Here is a 15,996-nt window from a genome sequence, read left to right as displayed (position 1 = left end):
GGTGCGCTCGGGTGCGCTCGGGTGCGCTCGGGTGCGCTCGGGTGCGCTCGGGTGCGCTCGGGTGGGCCGGCCGTGGAACTGCCCACGGACGTCCACCCGGCCCTGGCGGGTCCCGACGAGATCGGTCAGGTGGTGTACGCCGTGGTGCAGGAGTCGCTGACCAACGTGCTGCGGCACGCCCGGGCGCGGCGTGCGGTGGTTTCCCGGCTCCTCTCCGGCGGCCGGTTCACGGTCACAGTCGCCGACGACGGGGCCGGGTGCACGATCCGGTCGGCCACCGGGACGGGTATCGCGGACGGTGTTACAAGGTTTTGTGGTCACCGCGAGTTTGCCGGTGCCTTCGTGAAATTGAGGACGAGGTGGCTGGCGAACGCTGCCCCCCAGCTGCCGCCGGGGTTCAGGACGGCGGCCCGCTCCTGCGTACCCGGGCGCTTCCCGGTGCCCCGGTGATCCGCGTGGCGCTGGTCGGCGTGGCGCTGGTCGGCGACCAGCCGCTGGTGCGGCCAGGGCCGGCCACGTCGATCGCGACCGAGGACGACCTGGAACCGGCCGGTAAGGCGGGTGACAGCCGTGAGGGCTGTGAGGGTCGCGAGGGCCGTTAGGGCCGTTAGGGCCGTGAAAGCCATGACGGACGGCCGTGACGGCCTGGCGCTGATCCGGCGGACCCGGCCCGACGTGGGTGCTCTGCGACATCCGGATGCCCGTCCTGGACGGCCTCGGCCTGCTCGCCGGGGTCACCTCCGATCCATCGCCGGCATCGGTGCGGACGGTCATGCTGACGACTTTCGAGCTGGATGAATACGTCTTCGAGGCGCTGGAACTCGGGGCCAGCGGATTCCTCCTGAAAGACGCTGCACCCCGACCGATCCGGGAGGCGATCCGGGTCGTGGCCGACGGTGGGTCGTGGCCGGCACCGTCCGTGACGCGCAGGGTGATCGAGGAGTTCGGGACGGACGTCGTTCCCACCGGCCGCGTCCTCGCCTCAAGGATCCGACCGACCGCGAGCAGGAGATCGTCTCGTGGGTCGCGACGAGCCGTTCGAACGCCGAGACAGCAACCCCGTTAAGTGTTTCTACCGACACTGGACGCACCCACGTGAGCCGGTCGAGGGTCAAGCTCCGGGCCCGCGATCGGGCTCAGCTGGTGGCGTTCGCGATCCGGTCCGGATGGTGGCTTTGAGACAATTTCGCCGTTTCGGCACCGAACGGCCCGATCCCTGCCTAGCCTGATTCTGCTCGGGGGTGAGCAGGAGCGGGTGAGGGGGAACGTCCATGCAGGAGCAGCGGCCCGGGCTGACAGCCTCACGCCGGCGCCCCTCCACGACCGGAACAACGCACTCAGGTACCGGCGACCAGACGGCCCGGCTGCCATCGGGGGTCAGGGCCCGATGGCGGCCGGGTGCACCATCACTTCAGCTGGATCACGGCGTGGCGCCCACTCGTGCGCCACGCCTCCCCGGTCGCGTCGAGCGCGGCCAGCCGCTCTTCGTCCACACCGACCAGCACGTCGGACTTGAGCGTGCGCAGGGCCGCGACCCGGCCGGGCCAGTAACTGGTGACGGCCCCGAAGGGCGTGGTCGCGGGCCACGCAGCGTCGCCGACCAGCCGGCGGTAGTTCAGATCACCCTTGAGCAGCGTGAGATCGGCCCGCGCGTAATGCTTCTGAAGGTCGGGCGGAGCCTGGTCGTAGGTCAGGGGCGCCACGTAGAACGGGTGCGCCACCAGCTCCAGGCGGCCCTCGGAGAGAAAATTCCGCAGCCGGTGGCCTATTTCAGACGCCGCCGGCGGCCCGTCGACCATCCGCTGCACGGTCTTCAGCACGTCGGCCGGCATGGCGTCGGAGGTGAAGTATGGGCTCGGTTTCACGTGCAACCAAGCGGTGACGCCCGATCGGCCTACCAAAAGCCGGTCAGCGAGCACTAAATCGGGCAGCAGCTCACGACCGACATTATCCGTGATCAGGATGATCCGGCTCGCATCGGTCAGCAGCGGAAGCAGGGCATCGCGCTGGTCGGCGATCATGTTGTCGACTTCCGGAGCGCCGTCGTCGCCGGTCGGGCGCTGGATCTTGAATCCGAGGTCGGCCCGGTTGCCCCAGAGCGCGGCCAGGACGAGCGAGTCGAGAGCCTGGCTGTCGGGAAGCGATCCCAGCTGTTCCAGGGCCTCCAGCTCGGCCTGCACGGCGGCGCCGGCGAGCTCGGCATCCTTCTGCGGACCGAACGGATCCACGCTCTGCCAGGGGCCCGGGGCGAACCAGCCGGTGGCGCCGAGCAACTTGCGGTAGAAGAAGTTCTCGGCCCAGAGGAAGGGCACCTCGTACCAGCTCTTGCCCAGATAGGGCGCAGACCACTCAGCCCACTGCGCGGCATCGGCATGGCTGTCGGACAGGGGCAGGATCGACCCGTCGAGCTCCTGGAGCAGGCCGTTCACGGCGAGGCGGACCTCCGGTGGGTAGGGCACACCGTCGAGCACCTTCGCGAGCAGTTCCGGATGCCGGTCACGCAGCACGCTGCGCGGGAAGCCGTCGGCGGTGGTGATGACGGGCGCGGTGAGGCGGGGGTCGCCGGACGCGGTCAGCGGTGCCAGATCCATGAGGCAAGCCTCTCAGCCCCGATCCGGCGGAAATCCCTCGGCACGAAGCCCGGAATTGGGACAATGCCCGCATGCCTCTCCCAGGAACCGAGCGCAGGGCGGTGCATGGCGTCTTCGCACCCCGACAGTGCGCGTACATCCCGGCCGACGCCTGCCGGTGCGCAGAATGGTGATCCACGGGGCAGACCCTCAGCGCACGACGACGGGAGGACAGCGATGATCGACTCCACCGGAAGGCTCGTCCGGGACACGTTCTTCGTCTTCGTCGATCTGGTGAACTGGCTCTGGGACAAGCTCTGGAAGTTCAACCGCCGCCTGGCCAAGACCCTGCTGCCGGGCCAGTCGCGCGGTATTCAGACGACGGTCGCGCTGGTCGCTGTGTGCGGGGAGATCATCGGGCTCTGGGTGTTCGCGGTCGACTTCGCCGACCGGCATCCGATGTTCTGAAACAGACCCTGGACGCACGGCGGGGCCGGAACCTTCTCACGAAGGTTCCGGCCCCGCCGGCTGGGTCCGGGTTACCCGATCAGAGACCGGAGCCCTGGGCCAGACCCGCCAGGCTGTCGGCCGGGATCAGGTTGAACAGGCCCTGGATGTCGACGGCCGTGGCGCCGGTCGGCACCTGCACCGCGCTGGCGTCCGTGTCGACGGCGAGGTCGACCGCGAACGTGGCGTCCTCGACCGGCTTGGTCAGGAACTGCTTCAGGTCGATGTTGACGCCGGTGAGCTTGTCGTCGTCCGCCTTGACGGTGAAGACGAGGTCCTTGTTCGGGGCCTGCTTCAGCTCCTTGCGGAAGTCGGCCACCTCGTCCGCACCGATCAGGGCGACGAGGTCGTCGTTGATGGCGTCGGCCGTCTTCTCGTAGGGCACCGACACCTGGTAGCCACCATCGACCTCCGTGACCTGGGAGTCGCTGTCGTACGACGCCTCGAGCGAGGTGATCAGGCTCTGCACCTTGGCCGGGTCGACCGCATCGGCGGCGGTGGCGTCCTGGCTCTTCGACAGCTCGTCGAGCAGGCCCTGCTTGTCGAGGATCTGCACGGTCTTCACCAGGTCGAGAGAGACCCACTGGCCGTCGAACAGCTTCTGGGCCGGCGTGGCGATGACCGGGGGGAGCTGGCCGAGCGTGCTGGTGAGGCTGCTGAGGTTCTGACCGGACAGCGTCGCGATCTTGTCCGCGTCGGCCCGGAGGTAGAACAACCCGTCCTTGCTGACGAAGTCGACCAGGCCGGAGCCGTCGTAGACCACCGAGGTCGCCACCGAACCGGAGTTCTTCAGCGCGGCCTCGAAGGCGGCCGGGTCTTTCAGCAGGTTGTCGGACTTCGTCGCCGCGCTGTCCTTGGTGACGTCGGCGAACGTCTTGCCCTCGGGGGCGGACACGTTCATCGTGACACTGCCCTTGAGCAGGTAGCCGAACGTCTTCTTGTCCTCGGCGTCGAGCTTCTCGCTCGAGTCCTGCGCGGCGCTGATCTTCTCGAGGTCGGCCGTGGAACTGTCCAGCTTCAGAGTGAAGCCGGCGTTGGACGAGCCGTTGAGGCTCTGGAACGCGGCCGCGACCTTTTCCTTCGGAGTGCCGCCGCTGTTGCTGCCCGAGCCGGTCTCACCGTCGGCCGAGTCGGAACCCGATCCGCAGCCGGTGATCCCGACTGCGGCCGCCAGGCCGAAGCCCGCGAATGCCATTGCCTTGGAACGCGTGGTCACTACCCCACCCCTTGCTGTTGGTCCGGTTTCGGCCCCTCGCCGACCGGATGTCCGGCACCACCCGAGCAGATGCCCGGGGATCCGCAGTTCTTACTCGACCGTATCGGACGGATGCACAGCTCCAGCACAGTTCCCGTCTATCGGGCTAACGCTGAGACTGAATCGTTGCCCCCTCCGGATTGACGGCCTTTGCACCCGTCTGCTTCAGGCGCAACGGTCTACAGACGCCGCGATTCGGGCGCACGTTGCATCCGCCCACCTGATTCTTTCGGCCGATCCCCGAAGTCCGGCCGGGTCACCGGTCGAACACGAATCTTGTTCAGGAAAACGGTCATCAGCCGGAGTTTCGTTCCCCACATCCATAGGCCGGACGACGGTGCAGCGCCGTTGCCCGGTCGCCGGCCGACCTGACCACGCTGGCCGCCCCCATGGGTGTGCCTGGTGCTCGGGCAGGGCGCGGGCGGGATGCGCCGGCCCTGCTGCCCGCGAACCGGGTGATCGCCGCGGAGCCACGGCTGGGTCTCGCCCCTGCCACCGGAGGGTGCCTCTGAGATCCCGTACCGCACGCCCACCCGGGGGCGCCCGGATCGCCGACGCCCAGGCGTCCGGGCCCGTGACCTCCTACGTGACCGGATCGTGGACACCGTGGTGCCGGAGTACCCGGACGACACCGCCGAGGCCTTTCTGCGGCGGATCGGTTTCGCGCTGGAACGCGGACTGCACACCGTGCTCGGGCCGACCCGGAACGACGCCTGAGCACCCGCCTGGCGCGCTACCGAGGGATCGGGCCCTGACCGCCGTTCCTCCGGTCTGCGACCGGTTCCCCCGCAGATCGGAGGGGGTGAAGCCGGTCATGAATGAGATGCGCCACGCCGGGTCGTTGCAGAGCGGGAATCTGTGACTGCGAGACTTCGGCCATGAACACTCCGCTCCAGATCGCGGTGATCGTGGTGAGCCTCGCCATGACCGCGGCCGGGGTCGCGCTGCTGACGCGCGCCGCGAACCGCTTCGTGCAGGTCATCCGGCTCGGGGAACCCGACCGATCACGCTCGGACGACCCGGTCGCGCGCACCACGACGCTGGTGCGGGAGTTCCTCGGGCACACCCGCATGGCCCGGCTGCCGATCGTCGCGATCGCGCACTGGTTCACCATGGTCGGCTTCGGGCTCCTGTTCACCACCCTGGTCACGGCGTACGGTCAGATCTTCGACCCGCACACGACCCTGTGGCTGATCGGCACGTTCCCTCCGTACGAGTGGATCGCCGAGGGCATCACCGTGATCGGGCTGGCCGGCATCCTGCTGCTGATCGCGGTGCGCCAGAAGCACCACCCGCGCAGCGAGGGCCGCTCCTCCCGGTTCTTCGGGTCCAGCTTCTGGCAGGCCTACTTCGTCGAAGCGATCATCCTCGGCGTGCTGGTCTGCGTGCTGCTGCTGCGCAGCCTGGAGTACGCGCTGCACCCCAGCGGCCTGCACTTCCCCTTCGGCCAGATCCTCGGCCGGGCCTTCGAGGGCCTGTCCGAGGGCACGCTCGAGAACCTGATCGTGCTGGTGGCCGGGATCAAGATCGCCATCTCGATGTCGTGGGCCATCACCATCGGCCTCAACAACACCATGGGCGTGGCCTGGCACCGGTTCCTGGCTTTCCCCAACATCTGGTTCAAGCGCCACGCCACACCGACCCGGGTGAACGACTCCACCACGAGCCTGGGCCCGCTGCAGCCGATCTCGATCAAGGGCCAGGTTCTCGACTTCGAGAACATCGACGAGCTGGACGAAGACGCCGCGCTCGGCGTCGGGGTGGTTGAGAACTTCACCTGGAAGGGGCTGCTCGACTTCAGCACCTGCACCGAGTGCGGCCGCTGCCAGAGCCAGTGCCCGGCCTGGAACACCGACAAGCCGCTGTCGCCGAAGATGCTCATCATGTCGCTGCGCGACCACGCCTACGCCAAGGCGCCGTGGCTGCTGGCGTCGGAGGAGGCGCGTAAGAACGCCGAATCCTCCGAGGTGCTGACGGCTGCCCAGCCGCTCGCCGGGCGTCCCCTGATCGGCGACACCGGCTACGAGCTGGACAACCCGCTCGGTGCGTACAACGCCGAGGGCGGCGTGATCGACCCGGACGTGCTGTGGTCGTGCGTGACCTGCGGGGCCTGCGTCGAGCAGTGCCCGGTCGACATCGAGCACGTCGACCACATCGTCGACATGCGGCGCTACCAGGTACTCATCGAGTCGGCCTTCCCGAACGAGCTGAACGGCCTGTTCAAGAACCTGGAGAAGAACGGCAACCCCTGGGGCCTCAAGCCCCGGCTGCGGATGGACTGGGCCAAGGGCCTGTCCTTCGAGGTGAAGCAGGTCGGCGGCGACATCGAGGACCTCACCGAGGTGGAGTACCTGTTCTGGGTCGGCTGCGCAGGCGCCTACGAAGACCGTCAGAAGAAGACCACCATCGCCATCGCCGAGCTGCTCAACGAGGCCGGCGTGGAGTTCGCGGTGCTGGGCGACGGCGAGGCCTGCACCGGTGACTCGGCCCGCCGCTCCGGCAACGAGTTCCTGTTCCAGCAGCTGGCCATGCAGAACGTCGAGGTGCTCAACGAGTCCAAGGCCCAGAAGATCGTCGTCTCCTGCGCCCACTGCTTCAACACGATCCAGAACGAGTACCCGCAGCTCGGCGGCAACTACGAGGTCGTCCATCACACCCAGCTACTGAACCGGCTGGTCCGCGAGAAGCGACTGACTCCCGTCGCCCCCATCGAAGGGGGCAGTACGAGTACAGCGACTTATCACGACCCGTGTTACATCGGCCGGCACAACGGCATCTACGAACCGCCCCGTGAGCTGATCGGTTCGCTGCCCGGCATCGAGCTGCGGGAGATGCCGCGCAACCAGGAACGCGCCTTCTGCTGCGGCGCCGGCGGTGCCCGGATGTGGATGGAGGAGAAGCTCGGCAAGCGCATCAACGTCACCCGCACCGAGGAGGCCGTCGCGACCGGAGCCGACACGATCGCGGTCGGCTGCCCGTTCTGCCGGGTCATGCTCTCCGACGGGCTCACCGCCCAGCAGTCCGAAGGTGCTGCGCGGGAAGAGGTCCAGGTGCTGGACGTGGCCCAGATGCTGCTGGCCGCGGTGCAGCGGGGCAAGGCCCCCGCCGAGTAGACCCCGGGTAGGAGCAAGAGCTCCCGCTCGGCCATCCGAACCGTTCGTGATCAGGCAATCCTTCCCCGGGGAAGTGGGGGCACCTCCCGGCCGGAGGCTGGGGGGATTGCCTGATCACGGACGAAGAAGGCGAACGTTCGCGTCCGTCGCTGGTGACAACCTCGTCCTCAATGGGCGAAAACCCGCGCCCCAACGCAAGCGGTCCGGCCCGAATGAACGGGCCGGACCGTGCTCACGAACATGACCTGGTCGGTCTAGGTCTCCTCGGCGGGCGGGCCGGGTCGCGGAATCGGACCCGGTTTCGGAACTCCCGACCGAGGTGGCGCGGGAACGGGCCTGGCGGCCTGCATGGTGCGGCCGCCCCGCTGTTCCTGCTGGCCCGCTCCACGGGCTGGTGGTGCCGGCACCGGTCGCGTCGCTGCGCTCGGTACCGGCGGCCCGGCCGACTCGGAAGACGGCGCGGGCTGGTTGTTCTGTGCTGTTTCCGCCGTTGGGCCGGGCTGACCGGACTGACCGGACGGCGGTGGACCGGGTTTGGGCGTCGACGGTGTCGAAGTCCTACCCGGGCGCCGCTCTCCCGGCTGACGGTGCGGCGCGGTCGGGCGAGGAACCACCGGGCGGGCCATGCGGCGCAGCCTTTCGGACACTTCCTCAAGGCTTTCCCCGGAGGCCGCCGCAGCAGCGTTGGCGGCCTGAACCTCGGCGTAGACCTCCGCGCGGTGCACCTGGATGCTGCGTGGGGCCTCGATACCGAGGCGGACGGTGTCTCCTCGCACGTCGAGGACGACGACTCGCACGTCGTCCCCGATCACGATGCTCTCGCCAGCTCGGCGTGTCAGTACCAGCACCGCGGCTCCCTCCCTGGACCCCGTTTGGATCGCGATCAGCAAGGGGCCGCGACCACGGCCGACTTCAGGCCGTGAGGAGAGGCTAGCGGAAAGTAAGCACCGATCAACCCAGTGGCGCGCGCACCGGCCATTCCGTGCCGGTGAGGATGACCTGGGCCGCAGCCCGGGTCTTGGCGTTGATGACCATAGGTGCCAGCAGATTCGCGGTCGTGGTCTTCGCGTTGTCACCGGGGGTGAGAACGGTCAGGATGAGCGCGTCCGCCGCGGACTCCAGGCCCAGCTGTTCGCAGTCCTGGTCGTCCAGCTGCACCACATAGTCACTGAAGAAGATCGCCGGCGTGGTCACCACGAACCGTACGTCCGGTCGCTCCAGGCTCCGCAACTCCGAGATCAGCGTCTCCCGGTCGTCGAGCCGGGTCAGCGCGAAGTGCCGCAGATCGCTGAACCCGGGAATCGGCCGGACGAAATTGATCTCCGGGATGTCGGCGGTCGTCGCCGTTCCGGCATTGGCGTTCGTGAGAAGAGCAGGATGCATAAGTCCTGTCACCCCATCCTGGTGTCCCGCTGAGCGGGCACCTCTCGGCTCCGGTGCGCACGGTTGCGCGCACCTTGATCGCGGTGCGCGCCCAACGGGGCGCGCACCCTTCGGTAGCGGTGCGCGCTTTCCTGCACGCACCTGGGCGGGTTATTGCAGGAAATCGAGGAGGGACGTCTGGTTGATGCGCGCCGTCACGCCGAGCGCGGCCTGGTAGGCCACCTGCTGGGACGAGAAGCGGGTGAGAACATCCGCGTAGTCGACGTCTTCGTTCTCGGCCAGGGACGTCTTGAGGTCGGCGTCCTGAGCGTTCACGGCGACCTGGCTGGAGGTCACCCGGCTCTGGATCGCACCGACGTTTCCGTTGGCCGTGATCACGCTGTTGATCAGCGAGTCCAGATCGTCGAGGCTGTCGTTGCCCTCGCCGTTCGCGACATCGCCGGCGATCTTGTCCAGCAGGTCGCTGAAGGTGCCGGCCCCGATCGAGGCGCCGTCGACGTCGACGCGCACACTGGTCGAGGCGTTCAGCCGCACCATCACCGGGTTCCCGTCACCGATGTAGGCCCCGTCGGAGTCCACCGCCCCGACCGCCGATGTACCGCCGAAGATCGAACGGCCCTGGTACTGCGTGTTGTACAGGCCCTGGAGCTCGTTCTTGATCTGGGTCACGTTGGCGGAGAGGGCCGATCGCGAGTTCGCGTTCGTCGTGGTGGTCGCCGAGATGATGGTGGATCGCACCTGGCTGATCCGCGAGACGATCGACTGGAGGGTGCTGTCGACCGTGGAGAGCTGGCCGTTGGCGTACTGCGAGTTGCGCGTGTACTGCGTGTTGGCCGCCTGCTGGTCGCGCAGCTGTATCGAGATGGCGGTACCGGTCGGGTCGTCACTCGCCTTGTTGATGCGCTTGCCACTGGCGGCCTGCTCCTGCAGGCGCGCGGCCGCCGTCTGACTGGCCTGAAGAGCGGCCAGGGACTGGTTCACCTGACCGAGCGTGGTCACCCTAGCCATGTCACACCATTCCGATCAGAGTCTGGAGCATTTCGTTGGCGGCCGAGATCACCTTGGAGTTCGCCTGGAACGAACGCTGGAAGAGGATCATGTTGGTCAGTTCCTCGTTCAGATCGACGCCGGACTCGGAGTCCACGGCGCTCTGAGCGGTGGCGACAATGCCACTCTGGGAATCGATCGCGGTGTTGAGACCCTGTAGCTGAGTGCCGATCCGGGTGACCATCCCGGAGTACACCGACTGTGGTGCCGTAGCCCCGCCGAGCACCGCCGAGATCGTTCCGGGAGTCACCAGATCGCCGATCTTGCCGGCGTTGCTGCCGTCGGCCGAGACCCCGTCCACACGCGAGATGGCTAGTTCTTCGGGCGAAGTCACCGCCACCGTGAGCCCTTGGGCCCCCTCACCGGTGAAGAAGTCCCCACCCGGAGTACCGGCCAGCGTGTAACCCGCGCTGTGCACCGAGTTCACGGCGTCGCGGATACCGTTGGCGATGGTGTCCAGCGTGGCGCTGATCGCCGGCAGGTCGGTGTTCAGCGCGGAGAGCACCCCCGCGGCCTGACCCCCGGCCGGTGAGGCCTTGACGGTCCCGACCAGCAGTCCGGGGGCGTTGGCGCCACCGGCCTCCTCGATGGTGCTGGCACCCGAGACCGACATCAGGTTGAAGGCGTTGCCCGACACGATGGTCACGCCGGAGACGGACACCTGCACGGACCCGTTGTCCAGGCTCGTGGCGGTCGCGCCGGTCAGCTTCACGATCTCGTTGATCGCCGAGTCACGCTGATCCAGAAGGGCGTTGACGTTGTTGCTACCGGCCGTGCCCTGCATGATCTGCTGGTTCAGGGCGGCGACCTTCTGGGTCTGCGCGTTGACCTGCTCGACGATGCCGGTCAGGTTGGCGAACTGGTTCTGGTACTCCGAGGCCACGCCGTCGGACAGCGAGTTCAGCTTCCCGGCCAGGGTGGCGCCCTGCTGGATCACCACGCCGGCGGCGGCCCCGTTGATGGTGCCCCCAGTCTTGACCGGGTTGTTCCCGAGGTCGGTCCAGCCCTGGTAGAACTGCGTCATCAGGCTCTGGAGGCCGGTGGTGCCGGGTTCCTGAAGCTGCCCCTGGATGTTGTCCAGCGGGGCGGCCTGGGCCGAGAGCGCTTCCTGCTTGCCCACGGCGCTGTTCAGTGCGGCCTGCTTGAACGCACTCGAGATGCGTTCCACGCCAGTGACCTTGACGCCCATGAACTGAGCGCTGTTGCCGGTGTACACGTTCGTACCCGGCGAGGTCTGCTGACTCTCCAGAATGGCCCGCTGGCGGACATATCCGGGAGTGCTGGCATTGGCGATGTTCTGGCTGATGACATTCAGCGCCTGCTGGGACGCCTGCAACCCGGTCAGTCCGTTGCCCAGGATGTTGAAGCTCATGTGGTCACAGCACCCGATCGATGACGGCGGGCAGACGCCCGGTTACTGGATCGGCATGGCCGGTCGCGTCGTAACCCACGGCCTGGTGGGGGGACAGCGATCCGAGAGAGTTCATTGCGGCCTCGACCAGCGCCATGCCGCTGCTGATCATGGTCTTGTTGGCGTCCGCGAGAGCGTGCAGCTCCGCGGTGAGTGCGATGAGGGCGGCGCGGTGCTCGAGCAGCACCCCGGTCCACGGTGGCTGCGAAGCCGCAGCCAGGTCGGACAGACCACTTCCGGCCGGCAGACCGAGCTCGGCGGCGGCCCGGTCGGCCGCCTCCCCGCGCTGGAGCTCCAGCACCTGCAGGTCCTCGACGACCGTCTCCACCTCGGAAACGGCAAAGGCGATTCGGTTCATCCGGCCGGCGGCGAGCAGAAGCTGCTCGCACTCCAGGCGATAGCAGAGCCGCTCGATCAGCTCGCGCTGTCGCCACAGCACGGCGGCAAGATCGGGAAGGCTCATCGGGACATCTCCAAAGGGGTTCCGAGTTCGGTTTACTCAAGCACCGGACGCGTTCATCCGGTCGTTCGATCGGCGTACGTCCGGGAATGCTGACCACCGCGGTGGGGGATTCATCCACCTGGCTGCTTCCTTTTCCCGCCGCACCCGCTCCGGCATTGCCGGAGCATGCAATGCCTGTCGGCATCCGGGTGGCCGACCTGAGCCCCAGTGGGCGATCCAGTCCCGGCGATCTGCCTGGCTCCGGCCCGTCCCGTCCCGAAATCGCTCCCCCGCGCGGGGGGTCTTGCTCCATCCGGATGCTTTGCCGGAGAACTCCTGAGCGGTGGTCGAGCTGGGGCGCGCAGCGGTCGAAGACCAAGCGTGGCCGATCTTCTGAACTCCCCCCAGACGTCCGGGAAGTCCGCCTCCCCCCGTTCGGCGGCCGAGGTGGAGGCTCTGGTCCGGGAGCACCTGCCCCTGGTGGGTTACATCGCCCGGGAGACCTCTTCCCGTCTGCCGAGGCACCTGGACTCCGACGACCTCACCGGCGCCGGCGCGCTCGCCCTGGTTCAGGCGGCGCAGTCGTTCGATCCCACCCTGGGTGTGCCGTTCGCACGTTTCGCGAACACGCGCATCCGCGGGGCGATGATCGATCAGATGCGCCAGCGCGACTGGGCGACCCGCTCTCTGCGCAGCCGGGCCCGGGCCCTGGCGGTCACGTCCGAGGCGCTCACCGTGGCACTCGGGCGAACCCCCCTGGACAGCGAGCTCGCCGCCGCTTCGGGTCTGACCGAGAGCGAGATCGGGGAGATCCGGGGCGGGCAGGACCGCGCCTCCCTGCTCTCCCTCGACTCCTTCACCCCCGAGGGAGAGGGCCTGGCCGCGACCCTGCGCGATCCGGCCCCGCAGCCGGAAGACGCCCTGGTCGCCGCGGAACGGGTCGGCTATCTCCGGGACGCGATCGCCGAGCTGCCCGACCGCCTGCGCCTGGTGGTCAGCGGGTACTACCTGGAGAGCCGGCCGCTCACCGAGCTCGCGACCGAGCTGAACGTGACCCAGTCACGGGTGTCGCAACTGCGGGCCGAGGGACTGGAACTCCTGCGGGAGGCCCTGTCCCGGCTCCTGGAGGCCGATGCGAGGGCCGGTTCGGGTGCGGTCAGCCAGCCGGTCCAGGGGGCCCGTGGGCGACGGAGGGACGCGTATGTGGACGCGGTCGCGCGGCGCTCCACGGTCAGCAGCCGGGTCAATGTCGGCCGCTACCTCTCGTCCGCCCCGGACGTCGACGCCCGGTTGTAGTTCCGGCGAAAAACTTTCCGGAAACCTTCATGACCGCAGCACCCCCGCCGATGAGGATGCTGTCCCGGTCCACGGATGGATCGGAATTCGACCCGACCAAGGAGGACATCATGGGTCTGTACGTGACCAGCAACGTGGCCGCTCTGAACGCCTACCGCAACCTGAGCAACACCCAGACCAGCCAGAACAGCTCCCTCGAGAAGCTGTCCAGTGGTTACCGCATCAACCGTGCGGCTGACGACGCGGCCGGCCTGGCGATCTCTCAGGGGCTGCAGGCGCAGATCGGTGGTCTGAGCGTTGCTGTCCGTAATGCTCAGGATGCCATCAGCGTCGTCCAGACCGCTGACGGTGCGTTGAACGAGACGCAGGTCATCCTGCAGCGTATGCGAAGCCTGGCCGTCCAGGCCGCTTCCGGTGGTTCGCAGGGCGCTTCCGCCCAGGCCGCTTCCCAGACGGAGTTCAGCCAGCTCCAGTCTGAAATCGACCGGATCGCCGGGACGACCAACTTCAACGGCCAGAACCTTCTGGACGGCACCTACACCGGTACCTTCCAGATCGGCGCCAACAACTCGGCGAACGACCGGATCACGGCCGACCTCACCGGGACGGCCATGACCACCACCGGTCTCGCCGTGGACACCGGCTCGGTGTCCCTGACCGACACGGCCTCGGCCCAGTCGGCGATCGACGCCATCGACGCCGCACTGAACACCGTGTCCACCACCCGGGCGACACTGGGTGCTTACCAGAACCGTTTCCAGCACACGGTGAACAACCTGAACGTGTCGGTGGAGAACCTGACCGCCTCCAACGCGCGTATCCAGGACACCGACATGGCCTCGGAGATGGTGAGCTTCACCCAGGCGCAGATCCTGTCGCAGGCGGGTACCGCCATGCTGGCGCAGGCCAACCAGCAGCCGCAGAGCATCCTCAAGCTGCTGCAGTGATTCCGGGCCGGGTGGTGATCGAAAAGCCGCCACCCGGTTCTAGTTTCACATCGTGACGATGGGCCGGGCAGGGCTTCGTATGCCCGGCCCATCGTCACAAGCCCCGCTGTCGCACTGTGCACAGGAAGACCACGCCCATGACTTCGCTTACCATCGGTGGCATCGTCTCTGGCCTGGACACCAAATCGATCGTCGACAAACTGGTGTCCGTCCAGGGCAATTCCCAGACACTCCTGAAGAACCGCCAGATCGAGCAGAACAGCGCCGTCAGCGCCTACAGCTCGATGCTCAGCAGCATCGGCTCGCTCGTGACCCAGATGAGCAGCCTGGCCAACACCAGCTCCTGGGCCACCACCTCGGCCACCTCGTCGTCCTCCTCCGTCACGGCGACCGCGACCGGCAGCGTGGCCAACTCGCTCACCTTCGACGTGACCTCGGTGGCCAGCGCGCACTCGCTGATCTCCAACGGCTCGGTGAACTCGCTCTCCGCCACGGTGGCGTCGGGCAGCTCCATCACGCTGGACAAGAACGGCACGTCCACCTCGATCAACGTCGGCACCGGCTCGCTCAGCGAGGTGGTCTCGGCCATCAACAGCGCGAACGCCGGCGTCACGGCGTCCGCGGTCCAGACCTCGCCGGGCACCTATCGCCTGCAGGTCGCCTCCACCACCACCGGTGAGGCTTCCCAGTTCACCCTGTCCGGGCTCAGCGGCTTCCCCGGCGCCGGCGCCCAGATGAACATCCTGGCCGAAGGGGCCGACGCCGAGATCAAGATCGGCGGCAGCGGCAGTAATGCCTACACCGTCACCTCGGCCACGAACACCTTCAGCGACGTCGCCCAGGGCCTCTCGTTCACGGTCGGCAAGGTCGAGGCCGGCGTCACCGTCGGCAGCGCGGTCGACACGACCAAGGTGTCCGACCAGATCTCCGGTGTCGTTACCAACATCAACAACCTGCTGAGCTCGATCACGACCAACACGGCCTGGGACTCCAGCACCAAGACCGGTGGACCACTGCTCGGGGACAGCACCGTCCGGGCCCTGCAGCAGCAGATCCTGAGCACCGTCTCCGGCATGAACGCCCCGGGCCTGTCCGTCACTTCGGGTGGACAGGTGCAGTTCGACAAGACCACGTTCGACACCGCGTTCAAGACCGATCCGACCGGCACGATGGCTGCGTACGGGGCCAGTTCCTCCTTCACCGCCGCGACCGGTAAGTCCGCCAGCGCCAGTCTCTCCCGGGCCACATCGGCCACTCAGGCCGGCACCTACGCCGTCGACGTCACCTCGCAGGCCAAGGCCGAGCAGTGGCAGGTGATCCCACCCGGTACCGGTGTGGTCGGGCGCACGGTGGCATTGCTGCGGGGCAGCACCACCGTCAAGTACGACGTCGCCTCCGGCGAGGATGCCAGCGCGGTGGCCGCGAAACTGAACACCATGCTGGCCCAGTCCGGCATGGGCATCACCGCGGCGGCCGACGCCAGCGGCAATCTCTCCTTCACCTCGACGAACCCGGGTTCGGCCGGCGCCTTCGAGGTCAAGTTCACCGAGACATCGAGCGGCAGTGCCGTCGCCGGTGCCACCGTCAGCCAGACCACCGAAGGTGCTGACATCAAGGGCACCATCAACGGCGTCGAGGCCACGGGTATCGGGAACATCCTGACCGTGCCCCCCACCTCGGACGACCCTTCTGCGGGCCTGTCGATCCTGGTCAACAGCACTGCTACCGGCGACATCGGTGACATCACCTACAAGCCCGGCCTGGCCCAGCAGTTCGGGTCGCTCTTCAGCCAGATGAGCGACTCTCAGACCGGCACCCTGGTGCAGGCCCAGACCACCGCCAAGACCCAGGTGAAGGATCTGCAGACACAGATCGACGCCTGGACCGACCGTCTGGCGGCGTACCGCTCCAGCATCACGGCGAAGTTCACGGCGATGGAGAGCTCGCTCTCCGCGCTGAAGGCGCAGCAGAGCTCGCTCGCGAGCTTCTTCAACAGCAGCAGCAGCTCCTCGTCCAGCTGATCCG

At 67.7% G+C, this 15,996-nt stretch carries 15 protein-coding genes and 1 pseudogene; 9 read left to right on the top strand and 7 right to left on the bottom strand.

All coding sequences use genetic code 11. From position 1 onward, the window contains the following. From LR393_RS11480 to LR393_RS36975, 4 genes and pseudogenes are all read left to right on the top strand, one after another. A pseudogene (locus LR393_RS11480) lies at positions 1-450 on the top strand (hypothetical protein); the annotation flags it as partial. After that, a complete protein-coding gene (locus tag LR393_RS11475) occupies positions 447-602 on the top strand; it encodes a hypothetical protein (protein ID WP_231483825.1) in 156 nt (51 codons plus the stop codon). The pseudogene LR393_RS11480 and the gene LR393_RS11475, both read left to right, overlap by 4 nt. 95 nt (positions 603-697) lie before the next feature. Beyond that, positions 698-1,066, top strand: a complete 369-nt coding sequence (locus LR393_RS11470) for a response regulator (RefSeq protein WP_231483824.1) — start codon at positions 698-700, stop codon at positions 1,064-1,066. Beyond that, complete coding sequence (locus tag LR393_RS36975; RefSeq protein WP_345718701.1) at positions 1,012-1,179, top strand: LuxR C-terminal-related transcriptional regulator; 168 nt, start codon at positions 1,012-1,014, stop codon at positions 1,177-1,179. The genes LR393_RS11470 and LR393_RS36975 overlap by 55 nt, the downstream gene beginning before the upstream one ends. A gap of 227 nt (positions 1,180-1,406) precedes the next feature. Here LR393_RS36975 and LR393_RS11465 read toward each other — a convergent pair whose 3' ends face one another. After that, positions 1,407-2,591: a damage-control phosphatase ARMT1 family protein gene (locus LR393_RS11465; RefSeq protein WP_231483823.1), complete on the bottom strand. Its 1,185-nt coding sequence runs from the start codon at positions 2,589-2,591 to the stop codon at positions 1,407-1,409. Between the two features lie 216 nt (positions 2,592-2,807). Here LR393_RS11465 and LR393_RS11460 point away from each other — a divergent pair, with 216 nt between their 5' ends. After that, positions 2,808-3,038: a hypothetical protein gene (locus LR393_RS11460; protein ID WP_231483822.1), complete on the top strand. Its 231-nt coding sequence runs from the start codon at positions 2,808-2,810 to the stop codon at positions 3,036-3,038. 79 nt (positions 3,039-3,117) lie between these two features. On the opposite strand, the gene LR393_RS11455 is transcribed toward LR393_RS11460, so the two are convergent. Further along, positions 3,118-4,293: a hypothetical protein gene (locus LR393_RS11455; protein ID WP_231483821.1), complete on the bottom strand. Its 1,176-nt coding sequence runs from the start codon at positions 4,291-4,293 to the stop codon at positions 3,118-3,120. A 917-nt stretch (positions 4,294-5,210) separates the two neighbouring features. Here LR393_RS11455 and LR393_RS11450 point away from each other — a divergent pair. Continuing rightward, complete coding sequence (locus LR393_RS11450; protein ID WP_231483820.1) at positions 5,211-7,445, top strand: heterodisulfide reductase-related iron-sulfur binding cluster; 2,235 nt, start codon at positions 5,211-5,213, stop codon at positions 7,443-7,445. 254 nt (positions 7,446-7,699) lie between these two features. Here LR393_RS11450 and LR393_RS35195 read toward each other — a convergent pair whose 3' ends face one another. From LR393_RS35195 to LR393_RS11425, 5 genes are all read right to left on the bottom strand, one after another. Beyond that, entirely contained in the window at positions 7,700-8,242 is a 543-nt protein-coding gene (locus tag LR393_RS35195; protein ID WP_407937308.1) for a carbon storage regulator, read from the bottom strand. 154 nt (positions 8,243-8,396) lie between these two features. Further along, positions 8,397-8,828, bottom strand: coding sequence for a flagellar assembly protein FliW (locus tag LR393_RS11440; RefSeq protein ID WP_231483819.1), 432 nt, complete (start codon positions 8,826-8,828; stop codon positions 8,397-8,399). Positions 8,829-8,978: 150 nt separating this feature from the next. Further along, positions 8,979-9,836: a flagellin N-terminal helical domain-containing protein gene (locus LR393_RS11435; RefSeq protein ID WP_231483818.1), complete on the bottom strand. Its 858-nt coding sequence runs from the start codon at positions 9,834-9,836 to the stop codon at positions 8,979-8,981. Position 9,837: 1 nt separating this feature from the next. Next, a complete protein-coding gene (gene flgK, locus LR393_RS11430; RefSeq protein ID WP_231483817.1) occupies positions 9,838-11,247 on the bottom strand; it encodes a flagellar hook-associated protein FlgK in 1,410 nt (469 codons plus the stop codon). Between the two features lie 4 nt (positions 11,248-11,251). Beyond that, the gene (locus tag LR393_RS11425; protein ID WP_231483816.1) at positions 11,252-11,749 is read right to left on the bottom strand and encodes a flagellar protein FlgN; all 498 of its coding nucleotides are present in this window, start codon (positions 11,747-11,749) and stop codon (positions 11,252-11,254) included. Between the two features lie 360 nt (positions 11,750-12,109). On the opposite strand from LR393_RS11425, the gene LR393_RS11420 reads away from it, so the two are divergent. The 3 genes from LR393_RS11420 to fliD all read left to right on the top strand — a co-directional run bounded on the left by LR393_RS11420 (position 12,110) and on the right by fliD (position 15,992). Further along, positions 12,110-13,024, top strand: coding sequence for a sigma-70 family RNA polymerase sigma factor (locus tag LR393_RS11420; RefSeq protein ID WP_231483815.1), 915 nt, complete (start codon positions 12,110-12,112; stop codon positions 13,022-13,024). A gap of 110 nt (positions 13,025-13,134) precedes the next feature. After that, complete coding sequence (locus LR393_RS11415) at positions 13,135-13,971, top strand: flagellin N-terminal helical domain-containing protein (protein ID WP_231483835.1); 837 nt, start codon at positions 13,135-13,137, stop codon at positions 13,969-13,971. 137 nt (positions 13,972-14,108) lie between these two features. Further along, positions 14,109-15,992 carry a flagellar filament capping protein FliD gene (fliD, locus tag LR393_RS11410; RefSeq protein ID WP_231483814.1) on the top strand — a complete coding sequence of 628 codons (1,884 nt, stop codon included), beginning with the start codon at positions 14,109-14,111 and terminating at the stop codon, positions 15,990-15,992. Positions 15,993-15,996 lie beyond the last annotated feature (4 nt).

The sequence above is a fragment of the Kineosporia mesophila genome, from assembly GCF_021129235.1.
GTDB lineage: Bacteria > Actinomycetota > Actinomycetes > Actinomycetales > Kineosporiaceae > Kineosporia > Kineosporia mesophila.
Note: the sequence above shows the minus strand (reverse complement) of the source record. Positions and strands in the feature narration are given on the sequence as shown.